The following is a 24,879-nucleotide window of genomic DNA, read 5'->3' as shown; positions in this document are numbered from 1 at the left end:
GATCCGTCCAGGGACATTCTAGACAGCCAACTGATTAGTCAGTAGGCTCCCAACGTTCCTACTGAGTGTTCAGTAGGTAACCTTTCCGTTGAAGGGAGCAGCGATGCGCGTTCGATTCTCTCGATCGTCTCGGTCTTGGTGGGGGACCGGGCTGCTAGCCGCTGGCCTGTTGGCGATGGTGAGCTGCGGAAATCCGGGCTCTGAGACCGACCGAGATACCACCCCCAGCAACGTCAGCACCACGCTCGGCTCGGATCTGGTGACGATCACCATGCGGGTCAACGCCGACCAGGAGGCGCTGTGGAGCGCCCTGGCTGCCGGGTTCGAAGAGGCCGAGCCCGCGGTTACGGTCAAGGTGACCACCGAGGACTTCGCCACGCTGCAGCAGAACGCCCCTCGGTACCTGGCCGCAGAGAACCCCCCAGACCTCCTGCGGTTGCCCGCGCCGGGTGACGCGGTCAAGGACCAGCTGTTGTTGAACCTCGATGAGTATGCCGATGTCTACGGGTGGGACCAGTGGCCTGAGAGTCAACTCGAGCAGCTGCGAGTCTCCGACGACGGCCGCCAGCGCGGCGAAGGGTCGCTGTACGGCGTCGGGATCGGATTCCAGCTGACCGGCCTTTTCTACAACGTGGACATCGCCCGACAGATCGGCATGGAAGAGCCGCCGGAGACGATCGAGGAATTGGTCACGGCGATGGAGGACGCGGCTGCGGCCGGGAAGACCCCGATGATGGCCTCGGGCAACAACACCTTCGTGCTGCAGGCGCTGATGCACGCCTACGGCGCCGCCGGGGACGTCTCGGCCTGGGTTGGCAACGCCCCCGAGGCGAGCATCGACACCCCGGAGGCCGTCGCTGCCGCCAGCACCGTTCAGGACTGGGTCGAGGCGGGCCACTACCCCGAGGACCTGCTCTCCATCGACGACGAGCAGGCCCTGGGGAACTGGTTCGAAGGCAACACCCTGTTCCTGTACCAAGGGGGATGGCTCGCCGGCGCGATGGACGAGAGGATGGCCGGGAGGGTCGGGTTCGTGCTGTTCCCACCCGAGACTGCCGGTGACCCGTGGTATGCGATGTCGGCGCCCAACGGTCTGGTGATCCCCGAGGCAGCCGAGCACCCCAACGAGGCGGCCGCGTTCTTGAACTGGGCCAACACCTCCAAAGAGGGACGCCAGATCCAGGTCGACCAGGCCGGGCTCGCACCCGGTGGCAGCACGGACCTGCCGGTCCCCGAAGCCGCCGCCGGCAGCGCGTTGTCGCAGACACTGTTGGCCTTCGCCGTCGCCAGCGAGCAAGACACCTTGATCGACTTCCTAGCCAACGCAACCCCGGGAATGCTCAGTGCCACCCTTAATCCCCAGACGCAACTCCTCGTCAGCGGCCAGGTCACGCCCGAGGAGTACATCGCCAACCTCCAGGCCGACTATGAGTCCGACCTCGGCAACTAGGCGGGCCTCGGCCCCAGCCGCGCCGGAACACCTCCGTGCTCTCGCGCGACGGGCCTCCCGCAGACGCCGCGGCGCACGGTGGGTCGGGTTGCTGTGGGTGCTTCCGGCGCTGGTCATGTACGGCGGGTTCGTGCTCTATCCGCTCACCCAGACGGTGCGCTACTCCTTCTACGACTGGAACGGCATCGGCACCGCCGCGTGGGTCGGGATCCGCAACTACGACACCGTGTTCAACGACGCCCAGTTGTACGGGTCGGTCCTGCATGCCTTCCAGCTGGTGATCTTCTTCAGCTTCATCCCGGTCGCCCTCGGCCTGTTGATCGGAGCGCTGCTGAGAGGCCTGAAGGAGGGCCGGTTCACAACCGTGTCCCGCACGGTGCTGTTCCTGCCCCAGATCATTCCCCTGGTCGGCGCCGCGATCGCCTGGCGCTGGCTCTACGCCCAAGACGGCCTAGTCAACGGAACCCTTAGCTGGGTCGGCCTCGACCTTCTGACCCGGGGGTGGCTGGGCGACTTCGGCACCGCACTGCCCGCCGTCGGTCTCATCGGCTGCTGGGTCGCCACCGGCTTCTGCACGGTGTTGATGCTGTCCGGGATAGCGCGGATCGACCCGACCCTGTACGAAGCCGCCCAGCTCGACGGGGCCGGGCCGGTCGCGGAGTTCTTCGCCGTCACCTTGCCCAACCTGCGCCACGAGATCACTGTGGCGCTTACAGTGACCACTATCGCCGCCCTGGCCAGCTTCGACATCGTCTACGTCGCCACCCAGGGCGGACCCGGCTACTCCACCATGGTGCCCGGGGTTCAGGTCGTTCGGCTCGCGTTTACCGAGAACAATGTCGGCCTCGCCTCCGCCCTGGCCGTGGTGCTCCTCTTGCTGGTGTACGTCGTCGCGCTGCCCATTCAACTGCTCAACCGGAGGCCGCGATGATCACCAGTCGAGCCCGGCGCGCCAACAGCACCCTGATGTTGCTGATGATGATGGCCCTCACTATCGTTCCGCTCGTCTCGATGTTCGTCACCGCGCTGCACGCGCCCGGCTCTCGACCCTCCGGTCTGGCCTGGCCCGAGGACCTGCACTGGGGCAACTTCCCCCTCGCCTGGGACCAGGCCAATGTCGAAGTACTCCTCAAGTCCAGCGCCCTGATCATCCTCGGCGTCGTGCCTGTCTCGCTGATGATCTGCACCATGGCCGGTTTCGGTCTGGGCCACCTCAAGCTTCCCGGCGGGGGCGCCCTGTACGTGCTGATCCTTCTGGGCCTAGCCATCCCATTCGAGTCCACGGTGATTCCGCTCTACTACCAGATGCAATCGCTGGACCTTCTCAACACCCGCCTCGCCATCGTGCTCCCCCTGATCGGGCTATACGTCCCGTTCGGTGTCTTCTGGATGCGCGGCCACTTCGCGAACATGCCCCAAGCCCTCACCGACGCCGCACGCGTCGACGGCGCAGGCGGCTGGCGACTCTTCTGGCACGTGCACTTGCCGCTGGCGATGCCGGCACTGACCACCCTCGGCCTACTGCAGTTCATCAACGCCTGGAACCAATTTCTCCTGGCCGTGGTGCTCGTTGACGACCCCACCAAGCGCACCATGGCAGGAGCGCTCGGCGCCTTCCAGGGCGAACGCAGCACCGACATCGTGCTCTTGTGCGCCGGCGCGCTGCTGATCATGACCCCTACCGTGATCGTGTTCCTCATCCTTCAGCGGTACTTCGTCCGCGCTCTCCTCGCCGGAGCCGTCAAAGGCTGAGCACCCCAACGCCACCCGACTTCGGCGCGGGGTGAACAGGGGTCGGGCCCCGACGGAGGCGACACGAGAGTCGACCCGGGGCCCTGTGTCCAACCTTCCCAGTCGTCTATGAACATTGCAGGAAAGATCGACCGCCTCCTGTCGCTACGTTGCGAAAGCTCGCGGTGTTCGAGCATCCGTCCAGGTGCAGCGTTAGAGAAACACAGGGCTCGGATCCTTCTGGCGGCCTTGTGCGGCCTTCACTGTCAGGCCTTCCTGACAGTGAAGGCCGCAGCCAGTGCCCGCAAGCACGGCATCTCCGACGCGGACATGCTCCACGCCGCACAGAACGCGATCGCCGAAGTTGGGCAGCACGACCGAGTGTTGCTCATCGGGGCCGCCCACGACGGCACATTGCTCGAAGTCGTCGTGCTCGACCCAGACACTGAACCGGTGCTCATCCACGCGATGAAGCTCCGGCCCAAGTTCCACCGATACTTGCCCCCAGGGTGGTGATGAAAGATGGACAAAGACCGCAACCTCGACCAGCGAACCGCCGACGCTGAGGCGTGGCTGGACTCCCTCGACCCCGAGACTACGCCCGCTGAGGACATCTCTGACCTGCGCGCCATCGCCAAGGCCGTCAACGATGCTGCCGCTGCCGAACGACACGTACGCGAAGCCGTCGAGATCGCACGGGTGAACGGACGCTCATGGACACGCATCGGTATCGCCTTGGCGTCACGCGCCAATCGGCCCACGAACGTTATGGCGCACACATCGACGCTTGAGCGCGACGCCGTCGTTCGTTGATGGGAGTATCGAGGAGATCGCGATCCGGTGTCCCGCTGGTACCGCGGGATCGGTGGTGCGATCTGCGATGACCTTGTTAACAACAACGGATCATCGGCAAGCGACAAGCTCGCGAATGCGTAGGCTTTCCAGCTGAAGTAGCCCTCTAAGCCTCGATCCACCGATCGTCTGGCCGAGTTGAGGTGGTGGTTTCCGTTGGGGTGTGAGGTTGCCAGGACGTGAGGATCCGCCGGACCTCGCTGTCCGGGTGTTCCAGGCGCATCATCGGCTTCAGCCTGGGTGGGCACTCCGACACCTCCTACGTCCTCGACGCGTGCTGGTATGCCCTTCGAGCTGCCGCGCGTCGGGGGGCACCCGGTGACGGTGTCGCAGCACCTCGCGGTCACCTAGCTCACGGCGTGCGCCGGCGGAGCTGCTGCGTCTCACGCAGCACTGCCCACGCATCGGCTACCGGTCCCACGTGTCCAAGCTTGTCGGGGTTGAGGACGGCGCGGATGGTCTGGATCTGTCCATCGGCAATTTCGAGCGCCAGGGTGTTGACCACTCTGCCCTCCCGGTCGCGGAAGATCGCCCCGGGCTGGCCGTTGATCTGATGGATTTCGACCTCGCCACCGATGTTCATGAACGGTGTGACCAGGGAGGCGAGCAGCCGGGCGACGTTCTCGGCGCCGAAGATGCCGCTGCCCCAGATCGGCGCCTTGCCGCCGCTGTCGCTGACCATGTGGATGTCGGCTGCGAGCAGGTCTCGCAGTGAGTCGACGTGGCCGCCGCGGAAGGCGTCGAAGAACCGGCCGGCTAGTTCCTCGCGTTCCTTGCGGTCGGTCTCGAACCGGGGCCTGCGTTCGTCCATATGCCGGCGAGCGCGCGTCGCGAGTTGGCGGCACGCGGGTTCGGACCGGTTCAGGGCCTCCGCGATCTCGCCGTAGTCGAACCCGAACACTTCCCGGAGGACGAAGACTGCCCGTTCGAGGGGGCTCAGCCGTTCCAACAGCAGCAGCGCGGCGGTAGAGACCGAGTCGGCCAGTTCGGCAGAGCGCTCTGGGTCTTCATATGGGTCATCGAGCAGGGGCTCGGGAAACCATGGTCCGACGTAGCGTTCTCGGCGGGCCCTGGCTGAGTTGAGCTCGTTGATAGCGATTCGGGTGACCACTGCGGACAGGTAGGCCTTGACTGAATCGGGGGCGGTCTCGACGGCATCCCACCGCAGCCAGGTTTCCTGGACCGCGTCCTCGGCCTCGTTGACGCTGCCCAGGATCCGGTATGCGATCGAGAACAACAGCGGCCGGAGCTGGTGGAACTCGTCGAACCGGTCCTCGCTGGTCACCTTAGCTCCTGTGCGAAGCCTTGCCGCCAGGAGGGGTAGCGCAGCGTCCAGCCGAGTTCACGCTTTGCCTTCGCGTTGGAGAATCCTCGCCCCTCGGTCATCATTATCACCGCAGGTTTCCCGGCTAGCAGCCTGGCCAGCCCTCGGGAGATCCGCATCGGCTTCTTCGCGCCGGCGCACGTGGCCAGGAAGGGCAGCCACTCGCTGACTGGAGCCGGTTCGTCGTCGACGATGTTGAAGACCCCTCTCGCCTTCTGTTCCAGCGCCAGTACGGTCGCGTTCGCCGCATCGTGGGTGTGCACCCACGAGAAGTATCCGGTGCCGCCGCCGACGAGCGGGAACTGTCGCTTCCGGACGAGTTCTACCTGGTCGTCGATGGCGGCCGGGCCGTAGAGACCACCGTATCTGAGCACGGCGCCGCCCGCCTCGGTCACCGTGTCCTCAACATGGCGTAGTGCCAGGTTCCCGGGGTGCGCCGCCGTGCCCTGGTGCATATCGAGCGGGTCTTCCTCGGTCTTGACCCAGCCACCCTCGCGAATGCCGTTCCAGCTCGCGTAGCCCTGCGCGACGATATGGGCGACGCCGGTTGCCTCGGCGGCTGCGAGCAGATGGTTCGTGCCTTCCGTGCGCAGCCGAATCGTGGTCGCCATCCACCGGTCGGGTCGCCTCATGTTTGGTTTGCCCGCGTGCGCCATCGCGATGGCTGTCATCTGGTGCGCTATCGCGTCCGGCTTGGCGCGGGCGACGGCCTCCCCAACGGAGGTTGCGTCCAGCCCATCCATCACCACCGCCCTGGCGCCCAGCTGCTCCAGCAGCCCCAACTTGGCCTCGGTCGTCGTTGTCGCGCTCACCGTGTGCCCACCTGCCACCAGCTGGAGCACCAGTTGTTGGCCCAGGACTCCGGTTCCACCTGCCACGAAAACGTGCATGACGATTCTCACCTCACATTCTAGTGCTGGTCAGCTGCGGTCGGAGCGGCGTGATTGCTGCGAGCGACAGCAGCTGGGTGGCCGCGGGTGCGGCAGTCGGAGTGCTGCAGGTCGGGTTCACCACGGGACCGGGCCCTCCTCGCCGAAGAATCTGGCAGTCGGTCCGTCCGGTCCGAGGGTGGCCAGTCCCACCACGACCGCGGCGCCCTGCGCGACGGTGAGGAACCCGCTGTGGTTGTTGCTGTCCGTGGCGACGTAGCCCGGTGCGACGGCGTTGACGAGGAACCCGTCCTTGCGCAGCTCCTTGGCGTACTGGACTGTCAGCGCCGTTAGCGCGGTCTTGGACGGTGAGTACGCGGCGGACGGCAAGAGGCCAGTGAAGGGGCCGTCGGGGTCGCTGTTCAGGGTCAGGGATGCAGCATGGCTGGCGACGTTGACTATGCGCGGTGCTATCGATCGCCTCAGCGACGGCAGCATGGCGTTGGTCACCGCGATGACCCCGAAAACGTTGGTCTCGAACACAGCTCGGACCATGTCGAGGTCGACGGAGCTGGGAATTTGGTCGTGGGCGTCTTGCGGTGCGACCTGACCGGAGCCGGTGATGCCGGCGTTGTTGATCAGGACGTCAAGATGCCCCAGGTACTCTTCCACGTGCGTGGCGGCCTGCTGGACGCTGGATCGACTGGTCACGTCGAGGGTGAGTGCGTGGGCGTCGCCGCCAGCGCTACGAAGCGCAGCGGCGGCCTCCTCGCCGCGCTCGGGGTCACGGGCACCGAGGAGGACCTTCATCCCCTGTGCCGCCAGCTGTTCAGCCACGCCACGCCCGATCCCCTTGTTCGCGCCGGTGACCAGCGCAATCTTCTGCCTTGCGTTCTCTTCGCTCATGAATCTCTTTCTGGTTTGGGGGTTGGGCTTCGTCTCAGAACTTCGGGACTCACGACACAAGACAGGCCGGCCCGAGCATCTGTGACATCCGGCGGGTGAGACCAGGCTCACCCCGTCTCGGCCGGCCATGGTGCGGCTCACACGGCCGGCCGTGTCACAGAATGAGTTCCCGCGCGGTCCCGTGTACGACAGGGCCGTTCTCGGCTCGCCCACCACCGTTGAGGAGACCGCGTGCACCTCCCCGCTCGGACCCTGCCCATCGACGCGTCCCCTCCCGAGGGGCGCTGCTGAGCATCAGGCAGGCGATTGAGGCGGACATGCCGCGCTTGCGCGACATGCCGTGCGACGCCGTCGGCTCCGTTGGGGTGGTCGAACGCATCACCGCGGAACTGACTGTGGCGGAGCTGTGCGCAGTGGACCCACCGAACACCAGCCGTTTTCGTGTGTCGGGAACGAGGATTACGGCCGGGCTAGGCGACGTGTCGGCCCTTGGCTTGAGCCGACCCGCCTAGCCGAAGCTCCGTCGCGCGCCGAAACGGCGGCTTGCTGTAACGTACCCGCTCTACGACATGACATGTGCCCGCTGGCGTGATCAACAGGTGTGATCAACCGAGATAGGGTGACGAAAGACTGTCGCTTCGCGTTTCCAGGGTGAATGGTTAGGGTCGCCGACACGTTGAGGGCTGTGGGGGGAGGTTCGCCGAGGTGATGGACCGTTATCAGTTCAACCGACTCTTGGCTGGGGCAGCGCGCGACATGGCGGACGAGCCGGGCACACAGCTCACACTGGACCGGGCTGTTCTGATGGCCACCGACATCATCGAGAACTGTGACCTAGCCGGAATCTCCCTCGTCCACCGGAGCGGGATCGACACCCCCGCCGCCAGCCACAAAACACTCCGGCAGATCGACGAGTTGCAGTATGAGCTGAACGAAGGTCCCTGCCTCGATGCTCTGAATCAGACCGACGTGTTGGCTGTCACCAACCTGGCCGAAGACCCACGCTGGCCGAACTGGGGGCCCCGCATAGCTGCCGAGCTCGACGTCCACTCATCGATGAGCTTCCGGCTCTTCACGACCGGCGAGAACCTGGGTGTGCTCAACCTCTACGCCACCAAGATCGACGCCTTCAGTCATGAGGACCTCCTCGACGGGCTCGCGTTGGCGGCTCACGCAGCAGTCGCGCTGGTGGGGACCATCGAGGAGGACCAACTGCACCGAGCACTCGATACCCGCCGCATGATCGGCGAGGCGACCGGCATTCTCCGCGAACGCTTCGGCCTCACCACCGACCAGGCATGGGGCGTTCTCCGGCGGATCTCCTCCCAGCACAACATCAAGCTCCACCGGGTGGCCCAGCAACTCGTCGACTTCGGCACCCTCCCCGACAACAACGGTTAGCCGGATGGTTCGAACCGAGCCAGCAAGGCAGCCATGCCGTGGAACGTCCCTGTACGTCCGGATCTGGACGTAGGCCGGTCGTCATCGACGCTTGAGGACCAACGTCGAGATCGCGCCCGTGCAGATCGCGGTCCGGTTGCGTATCGAGGTCGATGCAGGATTCGCCGTCCGCGAGCTGAGAGCCCAGATGACCAGTCCGCCGGCCGCGAAAGCGGCGCCCAGGAAGCTCGAGCCCATCCAGCCGGTGGTGTCGTACAGGGCGGTCGTGGAGGCCGCTCCCACGGCGGAGCCGAGGGAGTAGAAGACCATGTACGCGCCGACGGTGGTGCTGGCGCGCGCAGAAAAGGTTGTGGTGAGGATGTGCTGGTTGCTGACATGGACGGCCTGGACGGCGAAGTCGAGCAGGATCACGCCGAGGACCAGGAGGAGTAGCGACCAGGTGAGCTGCCCGATTGCGAGCCACGAGGCGAGCAGTATCAGGAGAGCGATGCCGGTGACGCGGCGCGTGTGACCAGTGTCTGCCCAGCGTCCGGCGCGGGCTGCACCGAGGGCGCCGGCGAGTCCGGCGATGCTGAACAGCCCGATCTGCGTCTCGCTGAGATGCCACGGTGGCCCGGCCAGCGGCAAGGCCATCCCGCTCCACGGGGCGCCGAACGACGCGAAAAGGAAGAACGCGATCAGCCCACGGCTGAGGAACGCCGGCTGGATGAATAGGCTCATGAATGCGCGGATCAGCTGTCCGTATCGTATGGGTTCGGCAGGAACATCCTGGGGGAGCAGGCGGAGCGCGAGCAGCGCGAGGATTGCGGCGAGAATGGCCAGGACGATGTAGATAATGCGCCATCCCCAGACGTCCGCGAGGAACCCCGCGAGGATGCGTCCACCGAGGATGCCGATCACCACATCCGAGGTCACGATCTCGAGGTTGCGGCCGCGCTCGGACGGCGCGGAGAGCGATGTCGCGTACGCAACCGTGGTCTGCACAACCACGGCGAACACACCAGCAATCGCGAGCCCGCTAAATGCGACCCACGCCGTGGGTGAAGCTGCGGTGATCGTCAGGCCCGTCGCGACCAGCACGAGGTGGAGGACGATCAGGCGCCTGCGGTCGAGCAGGTCGCCCGACGGCACCAGCAGCACGAGGCCTGCGAGATAGCCGAGCTGGCCCACCCCGACGAACCATCCGACCGCGTCGACCGAGACCCCAGGTCGCGCCCCATGTGCCCGAGGACCGGCTGGCCCGCGTATACGCTCGCCACCGCGACCCCGCAGATGATCGCCAGTAGCAGCCTCGTTCTTGCGTCCACGCCCACCTCCTCATTTAGTAGCACTTTGCTACTCGTTGGACCTTAGGGCAGAATAGTTTCAAACTGCAACTCATTGGAGGTGGCGGTGAACACCGTAACTGCGAGCACGGCGTGGACGGACCCGCACTGCCCGGTCGCTCGCGCGGCCGACCTGGTTGGCGACCGGTGGAGCCTGCTCGTCGTCCGCGACGCGATGGATGGCGCCCGTTCGTTCACAGAGTTTCAGCACCGGACCGGCATCGCGCGCAACATCCTCACCGACCGGCTCCGCAAGCTCATCGCTCACGGCGTGTTCACCCAGGTTGAAGCGCCCTCCGGCAAGCGCAAGCTGTATGAGCTCACCGACTCGGGCAAAGACCTCTTCCCCGTCATCGTCACGTTGCGGCAGTGGGGTGAGCGTCATGCCTTCAAGCCCGGTGAAGAGCACTCAGTGCTAGTCGATGACAGCGGCTCTCCCGTGCCGGGATTCATGCCCATGGCCGTCGACGGGACACCTCTGACGAGCGAGACCACGCGGGTCGAGTACGCCGGCTGACCGACCTCGCGGGATCTTTCGGTAGCGATGGTTCCGTCGCCAGGCGAGCTCGTCGCCGATTGGTCGGCTAACACAGACTACGAGCGCAGCGGGTACGACGACGTCTTCTGCCTTGATGTCTCGCCCGCACTCGTTGACCGTTCCGCGAACGTGAGGACGAGGTCAGTCGTCGTGATGCCGTGCTTTGAGCACGAACGACGCGGTCAAGGCGACGTTGCGATCCGGGTCGTCTGCCAGCATGGTCAAGGTCGTCTGCGCCTGCGCACCAGGGATCTCCGCGAGCGCGGACGTGAGGCGTTGGCGAGCTCTGCCCGTGGCGCCAGCCAGCTCGTCGGCGATCGTTGTGGTGATCTGGTCTGCGCAGCCGTGATGGCAAGCGAGCAACCCAAGTACGTCTGCGGCTTCGACATCGTCGCGACCCTCGACGACCAAGGTGACGAGGGCGGGGATGACATCGGCCTGACCGCGGGTGCCGCGCGCGAGTACGGCTCGTCTGCGCACCAGCGGATCGGGATGACGGAACGCCTCGGCCAGGGCGGCAGAAGCCTCTGGTGAGCTGATCTTCTCGAGCGCGGCCAGTGCGCGATGTCTCCGCCCGGCGATGGGCGAGTTCAGAGCCTCCGCCAGGACCGGGAGCGCGCGATTGCCGATCCGGGCCAGCGCCCAGTAAAGCGCGCCGGCCACATTGGGATCGGTCTCGTTCAGCGCCGCTTCGGCGAGGGGGACGGCGTCGTGATTCCCCTCGCCTGCGAGTGACAGGGCGAAGCGTTGACGCGCCGAAGGGTCGTTGGCGTCGAGTCCGCGCATCAGTCCGATGATGTGCAGCACGTCGGACCATGCACTGGGCTGGCTTGCTTGCACCTGGTCAAGTCGGCCGAGTAACTCCTCCTCGCGGGCGAGCCGATCTCGGGTGCGGGTGATGAGCTGATCAACCATGGATGCTGGGCTGAACGAGAGGTCCGCGAGTACGTCCGCGATCTCCTGCAAGCTGAGCCCGAGCGAGCGGAGTCCCTCCACATGGAACAGGCGACGGACGTCCTGCTCCGAGTACTCCCGGTACTGGCTCGGTGTGCGCACGCTTGGCGACACCAGTCCCAGCCGGTCGTAGTGGCGCAGCATGCGAGTGCTGATGCCGGACCGTTCAGAGACTTCGCCGATCAGCATCGTGTCACTCCGTGATGACCGGTGCGCCAAGGAGCGCGATGATCCGGCGTGCGTCGGCCATCGCGGCATCGAACTCAGCCTCAGGGTCCTGCATCAGGTGCTCGGTGGCGATGGCGTGTGTGCGCACACCGTCGTCACGATCGGCTATCGCTCGCTCGACAACGGACGACGCCGCTGTGCCAAGTGCGACGAAGGCGCGGCTGAGACTTAGTTGGACCTCGCGGTCTCCCCGGTTGAACTGTGTCGACAGCACCTCAGCAAGACTAGCTTCACCACCGTCCGGGACGAGTCCCGTCGCGGTACGCCACGCTGCGCGTGCGACCTCGTCGTTCTTATCCTGCAGGAGGTCCGATGTGATCGCGGGCCACGTGCGCCGGTCACCGATCTTCGACAGCGTATGGAGAGCCTGACTTCGGGCCTGCGGCGACTCCGACTCGAGCTCGACCAGCAGCCGACCGACGGTGGCATCTGGGTCGTGCCGCGTGAGCGCCCAGGTCAACATGTCGCGCACATAGAAGTCCGGCTCGATCCCGCACCGTTCCACCAGGACCTCGATGTACTCGGGTGCGGGATGCATGCCGGCGGTCAGCGCCGCCTGCAGCCGTACCGACGGCTCCGCAGCCCCGAGCGCCGTCTTCAACCGCGACACGACCTGGTCGTCATCTTTCTGGATCACTTCTGAACCACCTCCACCCGTGATTCAAAACCCTGTCACAGTGACAAGGTCAAGCCCTTAAGTGAGACGTCAGGCCGGGACGCTTGCCGTACCTGATGTGCTGACGTGTCACAAGTTCATGTCGGTGCGGCGTCGCCGATGGAGCCGCAGGCGGGCGTCGTCGTCGATTCAGCCCTTGAAGAAGTCGGTCAGCATGGGCCCGAGCAGCGCGGGGTCGGGGACGTGTCCGGCGACCTCGATCGTGGCCCGCCGCCCGCTGGGCAGACAGGCGGCGGCAGCGTCGGCGGCCTTTCCGAAGAAGTCGACGGACAGTCCGGCGGAGTGTGGATCGATTGTCGCTCCAGTGGTCAGCAGCACGGGCTGGGTCACCACCGCGAGCCGGACTGCGGGTGGTGGGCCGTCGCCGAGACAGGCCGCGTCGTAGCGCAACGTCGGCGCCAGGGAGATCAGGGCCGGCCAGTAAGGCGTGGCCTCGGCGCTCGCGATGTCTTCCTCGGAGGATCCAGCCATCCGCATGAACAGCCGCAGCGCTTCGTGACGGTCGCCGGCTTCGAGCGCTGTAGTGAGGTCGACGGTGTAGGCCTTCCAAGCTGCGACGAGGTCGTCGTCCAGCAAGTAGGGAACCTCGTGGACGGCGATCCGGTCGATGGGCAGCCCCGCGCCGGCCGCTTGCAGCGCGAGCGCGCCGCCGGAGGAAGCGCCGAACACGTGTGCCCGGCCTCCAGTCTCATCGATGACGGCGGCGAGGTCCTCTATCTCTCGCTGCACCGCATACGGCGCCGTGTCACCGCTGTCGCCACGGCCTCGACGTCGGTATGTCACCACGGAGAAGACGTCCGCCAGCCACCGGCCGAGCGGGACGTTCTCGGTGCCGTCGTCCAGGCCACCGCTGACCAGCACCAGCGTGGGTCCTTCGCCGCTGAGGCAGTCGAAGCCGAGGGTCGTGCCGTCGGCGGAAGTCACGTGCGGCATGGTTGCTCCCTCTTAGTAGGTTACTCCTAATATAGGAGCAACTAGTCCTTCATGGGAAGTATGATGAGTGGATGCGTAGCTACCACGACTTGTGCGGCATCGCCCGTGCTCTGGACGTCGTCGGCGAGCGGTGGGCGCTGCTCGTCGTCCGGGAACTGCTGTTCGGGCCGAAACGGTTTGCCGATCTGCATCGCGGGCTGCCCGACATGAGCCAGAACGTACTGACCCAGCGTCTGCGCGAGATGGAGGAGACCGGCGTCCTGACCAGACGGCGCGCCCTACCGCCCGCCACCGGGCTGGTTTATGAGCTGACCGGCCGAGGCCGAGCGCTCGAGCCCGTCCTGCTCGCGCTTGGGCGCTGGGGCAGTCCCCTGCCCCCTGGTGCCGGATCGGCCACGGAACTCAGCCCGGACGCACTGGTGGTAGCGCTGCGAACCACCTTTGACCCGGACGCGGCAGCCGGCCTGCATGGCACTGTGCAGCTTCGGCTGCCTGCTGACGCGTTCCTTCTCACCGTCCAAGACGGGAGTCTGGACGCCGTCCGGGGTGAGGCTGTCGCCGATGCCGTCCTCACCTGCGCCGTCCGCACGGTCCAAGATCTGGTGTTCGGCAAGGGCGCCCTTGATGACGCCGTCAAAGGCGGTGACGCCCAGGTCGAAGGCGACAATGAGCTCCTTAAACGCTTCCTCGGCGCATTCGACGACCACCGCGGCAGCTAGGACTAGACAGCTCGCCCTGGGGTCTAGCGGTACGCGGCGGCGCTGCGCCACTCCTCAGCTGGCGAGGCGGGCGTGGCCCCCGACGGGCCGGTGACGGTTGCTCGCGAGGCCGCAACGCTTTCCTCGTGGCGCTGGTGGCGGACAGAAGTCATCGTTCATGCCTTGACAAACCGGCTGAAGCAACCAGACCCGGGCAACCGCCCAGCCGAGTTAGGCTTGACCGTAGGGCTATTCCGACGGTTCGGGAAGGTCGCACTCCTCGACCTTGGGATTCACCCCGACATAGTTGAGTGGCCCGGCGATAACCGTGACCGCGATGGTGCCGACTCTCGCACAGTCGGGGTTGTCCTCACCCCCGAAGTAGCCCCGTTGCCAGGTGGCGAGAACGCCGATGAGTAACCAGACGAGGACGATTACGCTTGCGATTCGCATAAGTGCCTCCCGGGACGTGGTTACCCGCCGGAGTGAAGATCAAACAGCCGGCTCTCTCGCCCCTGGAACGGTTGCGAAGCCTTGCGTCCTGCAGGGCGAGCGCAGCAGGCCACGCTCTGCAGGACGCAAGGGATTCTCCGTCAGCCGAGGCCCGGCACGTCGGGGATGGTGCGTGTCTTGATGAGCTCGGCGTACCAATGGGCGCTGTCCTTCATCAGACGCTCCAACGTGTCGTAGTCCACGCGGACGATGCCGAACCGCTTGGAGTAGCCGTAGCCCCACTCATAGTTGTCGAAGAGCGACCACACCTGATATCCCCGCAGATCGACGCCGCGCTGCAGGGCCCGGCGCGCCGCGGTGAAGTGACGCCGCAGATAGTCGGTCCGGTCGGCGTCGTGCACGGCTCCGTCCTCGACGACGTCGTCGAACGCCGCGCCGTTCTCGGTGACCATCAGCGGCAGGCCGGGGAACTGCCCGGAGAGTGAGACCAGGAGCTCTTCGAGGCCTTCCGGCGCGATGTTCCAGCCCATGGCGGTGTGGGGACCCGGCTGCGCCAGGAACTCGATGTCGTCCGCGCCGGGCCAGGCCGAGCCGCCCATGTCCTTGTGGCCGTCGTTGTTCTGCCGCGGTGAGATGCCGTCCCACACGCGGACGGTGGCGGTGGAGTAGTAATTGACGCCGAGCAGGTCGATCGGCTGGTGGATGGCGGCCAGGTCGCCGTCCTGCACGAACGACCAGTCGGTGACCGAGGACGTGTCCTGAAGCAGGTCCGCCGGGTACTCGCCGCGCAGCATCGGCCAGGTGAAGGCTCGATTGGCGAGGCCGTCGATACGTCGCTTCGCCTCGTCCGCCGTGTCGTCGACGCCACGAAGGACGTGGAAGTTGAGGGTGACCGAGAACTGCGCGTCGTCTTTGGTCACGACATCACGCAGCTGCTGAATAGCGAGTCCATGTCCCAGGTTGAGGTGGTGTACCGCCCGCAGGGAGTCGGCGCCGTCGATCCGGCCCGGGGCGTGCGCGCCCGAGCCGTAGCCGAGGTAGGCCGAGCACCACGGCTCGTTCAGCGTCGTCCAGACGTGGACCCGGTCACCGAGTGCTTCGCCGGCGTGCCGGGCGTACTCGGCGAACCGGTACGCGGTATCCCGGGCCGGCCACCCGCCGGCGTCCTCCAGGGGCTGGGGGAGGTCCCAGTGGTACAGGGTGGCGATCGGTGCGATGCCGCGTTCCAGCAGCCCGTCGACGAGGCGGGAGTAGAAGTCGACGCCCTTGGGGTTCACCGGTCCCGAACCGGGAGGCTGGATTCGAGGCCAGGCGATGGAGAAACGGTAGGACTGCAGGCCAAGGCGCTGCATGAGATCCAGATCCTCGTCCAGACGATGGTAGTGATCCACGGCGACGTCGCCGGTGTCGCCGTTCCAGACGTTGCCTGGAGTCTTGCTGAACGTGTCCCAGATCGAGGGGCCCCGGCCGTCCTCGTCGAAGGCGCCTTCCACCTGGTAGGACGCGGTCGCGGAACCAAAGACGAACTCGTCCGGGAAGACGAGTCCGGAGTCGCGGTAGTCGGCGTTTCCGGTGCTCATGCGGTGATCTCCAGTTCTGCGGTGAGGTATCGGGAGAGCCGTGCTCTCGGTGGCTGCGATGGTTCGGTGGTCAACGGTCGCCTTGCTTGCAAGTGTGCACGCCGGCCGAAGACCATTCGACGGTGACATGGCGGTTCTCCGGTATCTCGATGTTTCGGCTGGTGCCACGGTGGCGTACCACGCGCGGCCCGGCCTGCCGAGCTGACAAGGCCCGCAACGTCACGGTGACCGGTATGCCGTCTCGCCAGTCGAATCCCACGGTGATGCCCGGCTCGGCGATCAAGCCGCGGACCGAGCCGTCGCCCAGGTCCTCCGGCCAGCCGGGCAGCAGGTCGATGTGGCCGCGGTGTCCCTGCACGAGCGCCTCGCACACGGCCGCTGTGTAGCCGAGGTTGCCGTCGATCTGGAACGGAGGGTGGGCGGCGAACAGGTTGGGGTACAGCCCTCCGGCATGCGCGGCTTGGCCGGTCACGGGGCGGATCAGATAGCGCAGCAGCGACGCGAACCGGGCGGGCTCGCGCAGCCGCGCGCGCAGCGCCAGTTTCCACGCCAGGGACCACCCCGTCGAGTCGTCGCCCCGCGCATCCAGTGTCCGGCCGACCGCAGCCGCGAGCTCGTCGTCCAGTTCCGCCGTGCCGGGGTAGGCGAAGACCAGGTGAGAGAGGTGTCGATGCTCCGGTTCGGCCTGCTGGGCACCGGCGTGCCACTCCCGGAGCGTGCCGTCCGGGTCGATCACCGGCGGGCGCAGCCGCGCTCGCGCCTGCCGGGCTTCGGCCGCGACCGGGTCCCCGTCCTGGCCTGAATCCTCGGAGAGGGCGACGACGATGGAGAAGAGCTCCGCCGCGAGCGCACGATCCATGCCGCTGCCGACCGTGATCGCAGCCGGTCCGCCGGGGGTCGCGTAGTGGTTCTCCGGCGAGGTCGACGGGAAGCTGACCAGGTGTCCGTCGTCGTCCGGCTCGAGGAGATCGAGCACGAAGGCCGCGGCACCGCGGGCCAATGGCCAGATGCGGCGTAGCCACTGGGCGTCCGCGGCACCGAACCGGCGCCGCCGGTCCAGCTGGCAGACGAGCCAGGCTCCCCCCATCGGCCACTGCGACCAGGCCGCGTCGCCTGACGTCGGCGAGGTGAACACCCAGGCGTCGGTGTTGTGGTGTGCCGTCCAGCCGCGTGCTCCGTACAGGCGGGCCGCGGTGCTCTCACCGTTCTCGGCCAGCGCCTCGACCAGCTCGAGCAGCGGGTCTTCGGTCTCCGGCAAGCCCAACGGCCCTGCCGCCCAGTAGTTCATCTCGGTGTTGATGTTCAGCGTGTAGGCCGACGACCACGGCGGCTGCATCTGCTCGTTCCACAACCCCTGCAACGTCGCAGGCAGCCCGCCCGGTCGCGACGAGCTGATCAGCAGGTATCGGCCGTAGTCGAAGAGCGTCTCCAGCAGCGGAGGATCGGCGGTGGCATCAGCGCCCGATCCGGCGGCCAGGGCGGCGACCCGCTGATCGGGGTCGACGATCTCCGCGGCCGGATCATCCTGCGGGCCCAGCCGGAGCCCGACCCGGTCGAACAGCTCCCGGTGGGCGGCCACATGGCGTGCCCGGAGCGTGCCGGCGTCGCACGCGAGGGCGGCGGTGACGACGCTACCGGCCTGTTCCGCCGCAGCCTGCACGTCGAGGTGCGGCTCGCGTCCGACGGCGGTGAACGTCGTCGCTGTGGCCAGGACGAGACGCAGCCGCCGAACGCTGCTGAACCGGACGCGGACCCGGCGGTTCTCCACCGGGCCACCCTCGGCAGCGTCAGCCACCTCCACCACCCCGTCATGGACGACTCCCGCGACCACAGCCGCCTGAACGGGAACGACGCCGTCCACGTGCCAGCGGATCGCCGGCTCGAACGGCTCGTGTCCCGGCGCCACGTCGGCGGGGAGAGCGAGCAGGAGCTGAAGCCGGTGACCGTCCCAGCCGTGTGCGAGGGGTCGGAGCGGGCTGGTGGCGACGACGGTGACGTCCGTCGGCTTCGGCGAGACGAACTGGTGGACGAGCACACCGTCGGGTGTGCTGACGAACGTTTCGTGCCGGACCGCGCCGGCGGTCGCGGTGTGGACGGCGTCCTCGAGGTCGAGCATCCGCTCGACCTCGACCGAAGGGGCGTGCCGGATCTGGACGTCGGCGAGCGGGAGATAGGCCTGCGCGTACCTGGCCTGCAGCGTCTGGAGCGCGACCTCGGCCGCGACGGCCTGCCCGGAGTCGAACAGCCGTCGTGCCTCCGCGCGGGCGGCGGCCGCGTCCACCGCATCGGCCTGGCCGCGCCGGTGCTCGCTCGCGGGTGAGCCGGACCACGCGGTGCCGTCGTTGAGCTGCAGGCGGACGCCGTCGTCACCGGTGACGACCATGGCGCCGGTCCGGCCGTTGCCGAGCGGGAGCCCGTCGAGCCAGTCCTCGGAGGCCCGCCGGTATCGGATGGTTCGCATCCGGCTCAGACCTTCAGCCCGCCGGCGGCCAGTCCGGAGCGCCAGTACCGCTGCAGGGACACGAAGACGACGATGATCGGGATGATGGACACCAACGCTCCGATGATCACCAGGGTCTGCAGCCCCGGAACGGTGATGGCAGCCTGACTCCAGCCCGACAGGCCTACCGTGACCGGCTGCAGCCGCTGGTCGCTGAGGACCAGCAGCGGCAGCATGAAGTTGTTCCAGCTGCCGATGAAGGCGAAGAGCAGGATGGTGACCGAGCCCGGGCTCAGGAGTTTCAGCGCGATGGAGAAGAACGCCCGCCACTCGCTCGCGCCGTCCATCCGGGCAGCTTCCAGCAGCTCCGGGGGAACGCTGGTCTGCGCGTAGATGAATCCCAGCATCACGCCGAACGGGTAGACCAGGCTGGGCAGCAGGACGCCGAGCATGGTGTTGTTGAGGCCGATGTTGACCAGCAATGTGTAGGTCGGCTGCGCCAGCACGGTCTGCGGGACGAGCATGCTGCCGATGACGGCGGCCAGGACCACTCCGCGGCCACGGAACCGGTACATCGCCAAGGCGTATCCGGAGATGACGCTGATGAAGGTCATCAGCGCGCTGCCGAGGCCGGAGTAGATCAGCGAGTTCAGCATCCAGCGCCAGAAGATGCCGTTGTCGCGCTGCGTCAGGTCCACCAGGTTCTGCCACAGGTTGAAGTCGGCGAACCAGAAGCCGGGCGTCGAGAACAGGTCTCCGGTCGACTTCGTCGAGGCGACGATCAGCCAGTACACCGGGGCCAGGAAGTACAGGGCTACGGCGATCATGAAGATCCAGCCGAGCAGACGTGCCCGGACGCTGGGCCGTTCGCCTTCGGCGTGGACCCTGGGGCGCCGGGACCCGGAAAGCACCTGGCGGCCGTCAGCGGAGCGGCTCGTGCCGGCCGCCACCTCGCTCGAGGTGTTCAGACGGCTCATCGGGAACCCCCCTTCCTGCGGTTGGAGGCGACCGAGACCACGATCGACAGGGCGAACGTCACCAGGCCGAGCATGATGGCCATCGCCGAGCCGAGGTTGATGTCGCCGCCGAGTGTGGTGGCCGAGAACACCGCCATGTTCGGGGTGAAGTCGCCGGTGACGTTGGACGTGATCGACCTGAGCGTCATCGGTTCGTTGAACAGCTGCAGCGTCCCGATAATGGAGAACAGTGTCGTCAGGAAGACGGCCGGGAGCACCATGGGCAGCTTGATCCGCAGCGCCATCCGGAATTCGCCGGCTCCGTCGATCCGCGCCGCCTCGTAGACATCGCGCGGCACGGTCTGCAGCGCGGCGAAGATGATGATCATGTTGACTCCGGTCACCGACCAGATGCTGACGTTGGCGATCGCCCAGAGGACGGTGCCCGGCGCGAGGAAGTCGGCCTGGACTCCCAGTGTCTGCAGCAGCTCGACGATCGGGCTGACGCGCGGCTGGTAGAGGAAACCCCAAAGCAGCGTGGCGACCACCGCGGGGACGGCGTACGGGATGAACACGCTCAGCTGGAAGAAGCGCTTCCAGCGCACGGTCGCCGAGTCGAAGAGCAGCGCGAGCACGATCGCCAGCGTGAGCATGACCGGAACCTGGACGATGCCGAACAGCAGCACCCGGCCGAAGCTGGAGATGAACCCGGAGTCGGAGAACGCCCGGACATAGTTGTCGAACCCGACGAAGACGCTCTCGTTCGCGTTGCCGAAGCCCAGGCCACTCCGCTCGACCGAGAAAAGGCTCGTGTAGAGCGCGGTGACGATGGGGGCGACCAGGAAGACCAGGAACAGCACCACAAACGGCGCGAGGAAGACGTAGGGCGCCCAGCGGACCCCGCCGCTGTGCAATGCACGGCGGTGGGATCGCACTGGCCCGGCGAAGGTGCCGATACTCATTCGCGGACGCTCAGACCCATGCCCGTGAGGTCGGCGACGGATCGCTCGCGCAGGTCCTCGAGCGCCTCGGCGAACGTCTTCCGGCCGTTCGCCACCTGGGCGAACTCGTCCTTGAGGGCATTCTGGGTCAGCTCGAAGGTCGGCCCGTCGACCCAGGTGGCCGGGACCTTGAGCGCGGCCTCGGCGAAGACCTCGTTGATCACCTGGCCGCCGAAGAACTCCTCCTCGCGCATCAGCGCCTCGTGCTCCAGCCCCGCCACGGCCGACGGGAAGATGCCGCCGTTGATCAGGTGCTCCAGGCCGTCGTCGCTGGTGTTCAGCCATTCGATGAAGGCAGCGGCCTGCTCGACGTGCTCGGTGCCGGTGGGGATGACGTTGACGCTGCCACCGGTATCGCCGGCGGTGTCCGTTCCGTCGAAGGTCGGGCTCGGCGCGACCGCCCAGTTACCCGCGGTCGACTCGGCGCTCTCCTCGAGCAGGACCGGGAACCAGGCCGCGTAGTGGATGGTCGCGATCGTGCCGTTGTTGACCTCCGCCCAGAACTCCGGTGTCCACATCTCCACCACGGTGACGAGCTCCTCGTCGAGCAGGGTCTGCCAGATCTCCGCGACCTCGAGACTTTCCTGGTCGGCGACGTTCACCGTCCAGGCGTCGCCGTCGATGCCGTTCCACGTGCCGCCGTTCTGCCACACGCTCTGAATCCAGAAGCCCGTCTCGTTCGGAGAGAACTGCGCGATGGTGAGATCAGGATCGGCGTCCTTGAGCGCCCGGCCGGCCTCGATGTAGTCGTCCCATGTTTCCGGCACGTCGATCCCGTGCTCGTCGAAGATGTCCGTGCGATACATCAGGCCGCTGGGTCCCGAGTCCTGCGGGATCGCGTACAGCGTGCCGTCGAAGACCACCGAGCCCCACGAACTGGGCGTGAACCGGTCTTCCCAGTCTCCCGCGATCTCGGTGAGGTCGGTGAGCCGGTTGTTGACGATGTGGCCGGGGAGCGAGTGGACGGACATCTGGACGACGTCCGGGGCAGTGCCGTTGTCGATGGCAGCCGGGATCCGGTCGCCGTCGTCCCCGGTCATCCGGAAGAAGTCGACGCGGATGTCGGGGTTCTCGTCGTTCCATTGCGCCACGGCCTCTTCCAGCCCGGGAACCCAGCCCCAGAACGAGATCGTCACGGGCCCGTCGTCGGCCGCGGTTCCGGAGTTGTCGCTAGCGGAGTCGTCGTTGCTGGATTCGTCGCTGCCGCAGGCGGCGAGCAACAACGCCGGTGCGGTCGCGACGGCGAGCATGGTTCCGAGCCTGCGCCTTGTCGTGCGTGCCATCGAATCGGCACTCCTTTCTGGTGCTCCACCCGGAGGTGGCTCGGTGCGAGGCGGTGCCCCGCGCGGTCAGATGCTGGTGTCGCCCTCGCGCACGACGACGACACCGCCCGGCGGGATCTCCACCGGGCCCTGGATATTCCGGCCGGTCAGCACATCGGTGCCGCTGAACGCGGGCGAGATCGGCACGGGTGTGTGGTTCAGTGCGAAGAGGTAGCTCCGCTCGCCCGCGTGCCGGCGGACCACCTCCAGGCCGCGCCCGGCCATGTCGTGGACCTTGGTGACGCCGGCCTCCTGGCGGATGCGGTCGAGGTGCCGCTCGAGCGCGTCGGCCGCCAGCCTGGTCGACAGGTAGTGCGCTGCTCCGGCGCCGTATCGGTGCCGGGTGATGGCGGGCGACCCCGGCGGGATGACCGGATGAGCACCCGCGCCATATCCGGTGATCGACTCGGCCCCCGCCAGATGGACCAGCTCGGTCCAGGCACCGGCGACGCTGCCGTCGTCCAGGATCACGGTCTCGCCGGAGCCGAGCGGAACGTGCTCTTCGACCCGGACGCCGAGCACGGGCGCGAACGCGCCGCTGTACCCACCGCGGCGGACCCGCAGGTGTTCGTCGGTGCTCCCGGCGAAGTGCCAGACGACGAGCTGGCCGCCGGACCGGACGTAAGCCTCGAACGCGGCTGCCTGCGCGTCGGCGACGGCGAGCATGCTGGGAACGAGGACCAGATCGTAGCGGGACAGGTCGCCGTCGGGATTCACGACGTCGGCATTGAGCCCGAGGTTCCACAGCGCGGTGTGTGCCCGGCGGACGGCGTCGAGAAAGCCGACATCGGAGGAGGGCATCGCCCGGGTCTCGGCAGCCCACCAGACATCCGGATGCCAGACGATGGCGACTCGGTGATCGTTCACCGGACCGCGCGCCGGTGGCTCGGCCAGTTCGGCCAGCCGGGAGAGGTCGGCGCCAAGCTCGGTGACCTCCCGGAAGACACGGGTGTCCTCACCTGCGTGCGGGACCATGGCCGAGTGGAAGAACTCCGCGCCCACCAGTGGAGAACGCCACTGGAAGAAGAGCGAGCCGGTGGCTCCCCGGGCGAGATACTGCAGTGTGTTGCGCCGCATCCGGCCGGGTTCCTTCACCCGCATCCGCCCGCCGGCGTAGTCGTAGATCAGGCTCGTGGCCTGCTCCATGAGCAGCCACGGCTGTCCCTCGTTGAAGCTGCGAGCTAGGTCCGATCCGAACGCCACGTGCACATCGCCGGCCGGTCCGTGGTCGTCCAGGTAGTGGTCGATCGAAACCTGGTCGATTCGCCGGGCGAAGGCCCACGGGTCGTAATGGTTCCACGTGGGGAGCATGAAGTTGGTGGTGACTGGGACGTCCGGGGTCGCCTCGCGCAGGATGGCCACCTGGTCGTCGAGGCACGTCGTGAGCAGGTCGGAGCTGAACCGCTTGAAGTCCAGGACGTGAGCCGGGTTCGGCAGGTACTGCGTGGCCTGCGGAGTGAAGATCTCCTCCCAGCTGCCGTAGCGCTGCGACCAGAACGCGGTGTTCCACCTCTCATTGAGCGATTCCAGAGTCGCGTACCGGTCCCGCAACCAAAATCGGAACGCCTCGTCCGTCACCGGGCCGTAGGAGACGGTCCCGTACTCGTTGTGGATATGCCACATCGCCAACGCCGGATGGCCGGCGTACCTCTGGGCGAGAGACCGGGTGATCCGCCGGGCGGCCTCGCGGTATGCCGGAGCGGCCGGGTTGTAGGTGTCACGGCTGCCGTGGATCAAGCGGACCCCGGTGGAGGTGACCGGCAGGGCTTCCGGGTGGGCGAGGGTGAACCACGGTGGCGGCGAAGCAGTCGGGGTCGCGAGGATCACCCGGATTCCGTGTTCGTCCAGGTGGTCCATCACGCGATCGAGCCAGCCGAACTCGTAGACGCCCTCGGCCGGCTCCAGCATCGACCAGGAGAAGACGCCGATGGTCGCGGTGTTCACGCCGGCCACCCGCATCAGGCGGACGTCTTCGGCCCAGACCTCCTCCGGCCACTGCTCGGGGTTGTAGTCACCCCCATATGCGAGGCGGTCCCGCCAGGGCTGTAACCGGTCCGCACTTCGCTCATCGGGCATCGCGCACCGCCGCATTGTCCCGGTGGGTGAACGCGCTGGCCAGCGGCGTGAATCGAAGCGCTTCGATCAACGGCATGTCTCTTCTCGCAGCATCGTGGTCGAATCAGTGGTTGACGGTCACAGGGTCGGTGCCGGTGGGCGGGCCGGCGACGGAGTCACGCACGACGTAGCGCGGCGGAATCAACTCGACCATTGGGTCCAGCGGGCCTTCCAGCGCGGCCATGAGCAGTTCGATCGCGCGACCCGACGACTCCTCGGGAATCAGCGGGATCACGTCGAGAGGTGGTGAGAGTTGGGAGGTATCGAACGTGGAGGTGGCCGAGATGACCGACAGATCGGCCGGTATTCGTAGCCCGCGGCCGGCCAAGTGCTCCAGCGCTGCCCGCTGACTCGGCTCCGCGCACTGCATGACCAAGCCTGTCGGCCGCGGAACCACGCTGAGTAACGAGTCGATCGACGTGCGCAGCTCCACAGGGTTCTGCGAGGACTCGACGAAGGTGTAGTCGAGGTGACGTTCGGCCACGCGTGTGCTGAAGGCGTCCCGGAAGCGCTGCTGGAAGTTGGAGCCGCGCTGGTAGATGCCGTGTGGATCGCCGAGCAGTGCGATCGACCGATGCCCCTGGTTGGCCAGCTGGTCCACCGCGAGCCGCGCCGCGGTCTCGAAATCGAGATCGACGCAGACCAGACCGGCCGTGTCGGCCGGCACTCCGACGAGGACGGAGGGAATGCCGAGCTCGCGGATCAGGTCGAGACGCTGATCGTTGACCGCGACGTCGAGGACGACGATCCCGTCCACCAGCTTGCTCGACGTGACCCGGCTCAATCCGCCGCTCGCCTCGTCCTCGGTGAGCAGGACGACGTCGTAGTCGTAGCGGCGAGCCGCAGTGGCCACGGCCAGGACGAAAGCCATGTGGGCGGGGGCGGACGTCTCAGCATGCAATGGCGCCGTCAACGCCAGTAACTGGGTGCGCCGGCCGGCGAGCATGCGGGCGCCGGCGTTGGGTTGATAGCCGAGCCGGCGGGCCGCTTCGGCCACCCGAGCACGGGTCGATTCACCGACGGGGCGCTTGCCGCTGAGGGCGTACGAGACGGTGCTGATCGATACGCCGGCGGCCTTCGCCACCTCATGTATCGATGCCATGCCGGGTCCCATCGCCGTACGCCGT

The 24,879-nt window shown here is 67.0% G+C and carries 22 protein-coding genes and 1 pseudogene; 8 read left to right on the top strand and 15 right to left on the bottom strand.

Features of this window, described 5'->3' with window-relative positions:
• Positions 1 to 175: 175 nt before the first annotated feature.
• The 5 genes from G1H11_RS04825 to G1H11_RS04805 all read left to right on the top strand — a co-directional run bounded on the left by G1H11_RS04825 (position 176) and on the right by G1H11_RS04805 (position 3,994).
• Positions 176 to 1,450: an ABC transporter substrate-binding protein gene (locus G1H11_RS04825; RefSeq protein ID WP_163816559.1), complete on the top strand. Its 1,275-nt coding sequence runs from the start codon at positions 176 to 178 to the stop codon at positions 1,448 to 1,450.
• On the top strand, positions 1,428 to 2,381 hold the full coding sequence (locus G1H11_RS04820) for a carbohydrate ABC transporter permease (protein WP_163816557.1): 954 nt from the start codon (positions 1,428 to 1,430) through the stop codon (positions 2,379 to 2,381). Before G1H11_RS04825 ends, G1H11_RS04820 begins: the two co-directional genes overlap by 23 nt.
• Positions 2,378 to 3,202: a carbohydrate ABC transporter permease gene (locus G1H11_RS04815; RefSeq protein ID WP_163816555.1), complete on the top strand. Its 825-nt coding sequence runs from the start codon at positions 2,378 to 2,380 to the stop codon at positions 3,200 to 3,202. Before G1H11_RS04820 ends, G1H11_RS04815 begins: the two co-directional genes overlap by 4 nt.
• Positions 3,203 to 3,463: 261 nt before the next feature.
• Positions 3,464 to 3,697 (top strand): hypothetical protein, encoded by a 234-nt coding sequence (locus G1H11_RS04810; RefSeq protein ID WP_163816553.1) that lies wholly within the window; start codon positions 3,464 to 3,466, stop codon positions 3,695 to 3,697.
• 6 nt (positions 3,698 to 3,703) lie between these two features.
• The gene (locus G1H11_RS04805; RefSeq protein ID WP_163816551.1) at positions 3,704 to 3,994 is read left to right on the top strand and encodes a sigma-70 family RNA polymerase sigma factor; all 291 of its coding nucleotides are present in this window, start codon (positions 3,704 to 3,706) and stop codon (positions 3,992 to 3,994) included.
• A 391-nt stretch (positions 3,995 to 4,385) separates the two neighbouring features.
• Here G1H11_RS04805 and G1H11_RS04800 read toward each other — a convergent pair whose 3' ends face one another.
• From G1H11_RS04800 to G1H11_RS04790, 3 genes are all read right to left on the bottom strand, one after another.
• Positions 4,386 to 5,318 carry an RNA polymerase sigma-70 factor gene (locus G1H11_RS04800; RefSeq protein ID WP_163816550.1) on the bottom strand — a complete coding sequence of 311 codons (933 nt, stop codon included), beginning with the start codon at positions 5,316 to 5,318 and terminating at the stop codon, positions 4,386 to 4,388.
• Positions 5,315 to 6,247 (bottom strand): NAD-dependent epimerase/dehydratase family protein, encoded by a 933-nt coding sequence (locus G1H11_RS04795; RefSeq protein WP_163816548.1) that lies wholly within the window; start codon positions 6,245 to 6,247, stop codon positions 5,315 to 5,317. Before G1H11_RS04795 ends, G1H11_RS04800 begins: the two co-directional genes overlap by 4 nt.
• Positions 6,248 to 6,364: 117 nt before the next feature.
• Positions 6,365 to 7,132 carry an SDR family oxidoreductase gene (locus tag G1H11_RS04790; protein WP_163816545.1) on the bottom strand — a complete coding sequence of 256 codons (768 nt, stop codon included), beginning with the start codon at positions 7,130 to 7,132 and terminating at the stop codon, positions 6,365 to 6,367.
• A 708-nt stretch (positions 7,133 to 7,840) separates the two neighbouring features.
• Here G1H11_RS04790 and G1H11_RS04785 point away from each other — a divergent pair.
• Complete coding sequence (locus tag G1H11_RS04785; RefSeq protein WP_163816543.1) at positions 7,841 to 8,533, top strand: GAF and ANTAR domain-containing protein; 693 nt, start codon at positions 7,841 to 7,843, stop codon at positions 8,531 to 8,533.
• Between the two features lie 81 nt (positions 8,534 to 8,614).
• Here G1H11_RS04785 and G1H11_RS04780 read toward each other — a convergent pair.
• A pseudogene (locus G1H11_RS04780) lies at positions 8,615 to 9,840 on the bottom strand (MFS transporter).
• A gap of 85 nt (positions 9,841 to 9,925) precedes the next feature.
• Between G1H11_RS04780 and G1H11_RS04775 the strand changes: the two are divergent.
• On the top strand, positions 9,926 to 10,375 hold the full coding sequence (locus G1H11_RS04775; RefSeq protein WP_216843452.1) for a winged helix-turn-helix transcriptional regulator: 450 nt from the start codon (positions 9,926 to 9,928) through the stop codon (positions 10,373 to 10,375).
• Between the two features lie 162 nt (positions 10,376 to 10,537).
• On the opposite strand, the gene G1H11_RS04770 is transcribed toward G1H11_RS04775, so the two are convergent.
• The 3 genes from G1H11_RS04770 to G1H11_RS04760 all read right to left on the bottom strand — a co-directional run bounded on the left by G1H11_RS04770 (position 10,538) and on the right by G1H11_RS04760 (position 13,187).
• On the bottom strand, positions 10,538 to 11,539 hold the full coding sequence (locus G1H11_RS04770) for a HEAT repeat domain-containing protein (protein WP_163816539.1): 1,002 nt from the start codon (positions 11,537 to 11,539) through the stop codon (positions 10,538 to 10,540).
• Positions 11,540 to 11,543: 4 nt separating this feature from the next.
• Complete coding sequence (locus G1H11_RS04765) at positions 11,544 to 12,215, bottom strand: HEAT repeat domain-containing protein (protein ID WP_163816537.1); 672 nt, start codon at positions 12,213 to 12,215, stop codon at positions 11,544 to 11,546.
• Positions 12,216 to 12,383: 168 nt separating this feature from the next.
• Positions 12,384 to 13,187: an alpha/beta fold hydrolase gene (locus G1H11_RS04760; protein ID WP_163816536.1), complete on the bottom strand. Its 804-nt coding sequence runs from the start codon at positions 13,185 to 13,187 to the stop codon at positions 12,384 to 12,386.
• A 71-nt stretch (positions 13,188 to 13,258) separates the two neighbouring features.
• Between G1H11_RS04760 and G1H11_RS04755 the strand changes: the two genes are divergently transcribed.
• A complete protein-coding gene (locus tag G1H11_RS04755) occupies positions 13,259 to 13,906 on the top strand; it encodes a winged helix-turn-helix transcriptional regulator (protein ID WP_163816534.1) in 648 nt (215 codons plus the stop codon).
• Between the two features lie 228 nt (positions 13,907 to 14,134).
• Here the strand turns inward: G1H11_RS04755 and G1H11_RS04750 are convergent, their stop codons facing one another.
• The 8 genes from G1H11_RS04750 to G1H11_RS04715 all read right to left on the bottom strand — a co-directional run bounded on the left by G1H11_RS04750 (position 14,135) and on the right by G1H11_RS04715 (position 24,854).
• Entirely contained in the window at positions 14,135 to 14,338 is a 204-nt protein-coding gene (locus tag G1H11_RS04750) for a hypothetical protein (RefSeq protein ID WP_163816532.1), read from the bottom strand.
• A gap of 140 nt (positions 14,339 to 14,478) precedes the next feature.
• Entirely contained in the window at positions 14,479 to 15,918 is a 1,440-nt protein-coding gene (locus G1H11_RS04745; RefSeq protein WP_163816530.1) for a GH1 family beta-glucosidase, read from the bottom strand.
• 70 nt (positions 15,919 to 15,988) lie between these two features.
• A complete protein-coding gene (locus G1H11_RS04740) occupies positions 15,989 to 18,379 on the bottom strand; it encodes a glycosyl hydrolase family 95 catalytic domain-containing protein (RefSeq protein ID WP_163816528.1) in 2,391 nt (796 codons plus the stop codon).
• Between the two features lie 5 nt (positions 18,380 to 18,384).
• A complete protein-coding gene (locus tag G1H11_RS04735) occupies positions 18,385 to 19,335 on the bottom strand; it encodes a carbohydrate ABC transporter permease (RefSeq protein WP_163816526.1) in 951 nt (316 codons plus the stop codon).
• On the bottom strand, positions 19,332 to 20,276 hold the full coding sequence (locus G1H11_RS04730) for a carbohydrate ABC transporter permease (protein ID WP_163816524.1): 945 nt from the start codon (positions 20,274 to 20,276) through the stop codon (positions 19,332 to 19,334). The genes G1H11_RS04735 and G1H11_RS04730 overlap by 4 nt, the downstream gene beginning before the upstream one ends.
• The gene (locus G1H11_RS04725) at positions 20,273 to 21,598 is read right to left on the bottom strand and encodes an ABC transporter substrate-binding protein (RefSeq protein WP_163816522.1); all 1,326 of its coding nucleotides are present in this window, start codon (positions 21,596 to 21,598) and stop codon (positions 20,273 to 20,275) included. Before G1H11_RS04725 ends, G1H11_RS04730 begins: the two co-directional genes overlap by 4 nt.
• A 66-nt stretch (positions 21,599 to 21,664) precedes the next feature.
• Positions 21,665 to 23,713: a beta-galactosidase gene (locus G1H11_RS04720; RefSeq protein ID WP_163816520.1), complete on the bottom strand. Its 2,049-nt coding sequence runs from the start codon at positions 23,711 to 23,713 to the stop codon at positions 21,665 to 21,667.
• Between the two features lie 103 nt (positions 23,714 to 23,816).
• Entirely contained in the window at positions 23,817 to 24,854 is a 1,038-nt protein-coding gene (locus G1H11_RS04715; RefSeq protein ID WP_163816518.1) for a LacI family DNA-binding transcriptional regulator, read from the bottom strand.
• Positions 24,855 to 24,879: the final 25 nt, after the last annotated feature.

It is taken from the genome of Phytoactinopolyspora alkaliphila (assembly GCF_010550695.1).
In the GTDB taxonomy this organism is placed as follows: Bacteria; Actinomycetota; Actinomycetes; order Jiangellales; family Jiangellaceae; genus Phytoactinopolyspora; species Phytoactinopolyspora alkaliphila.
This window is presented reverse-complemented; position numbering and strand designations above follow the sequence as displayed.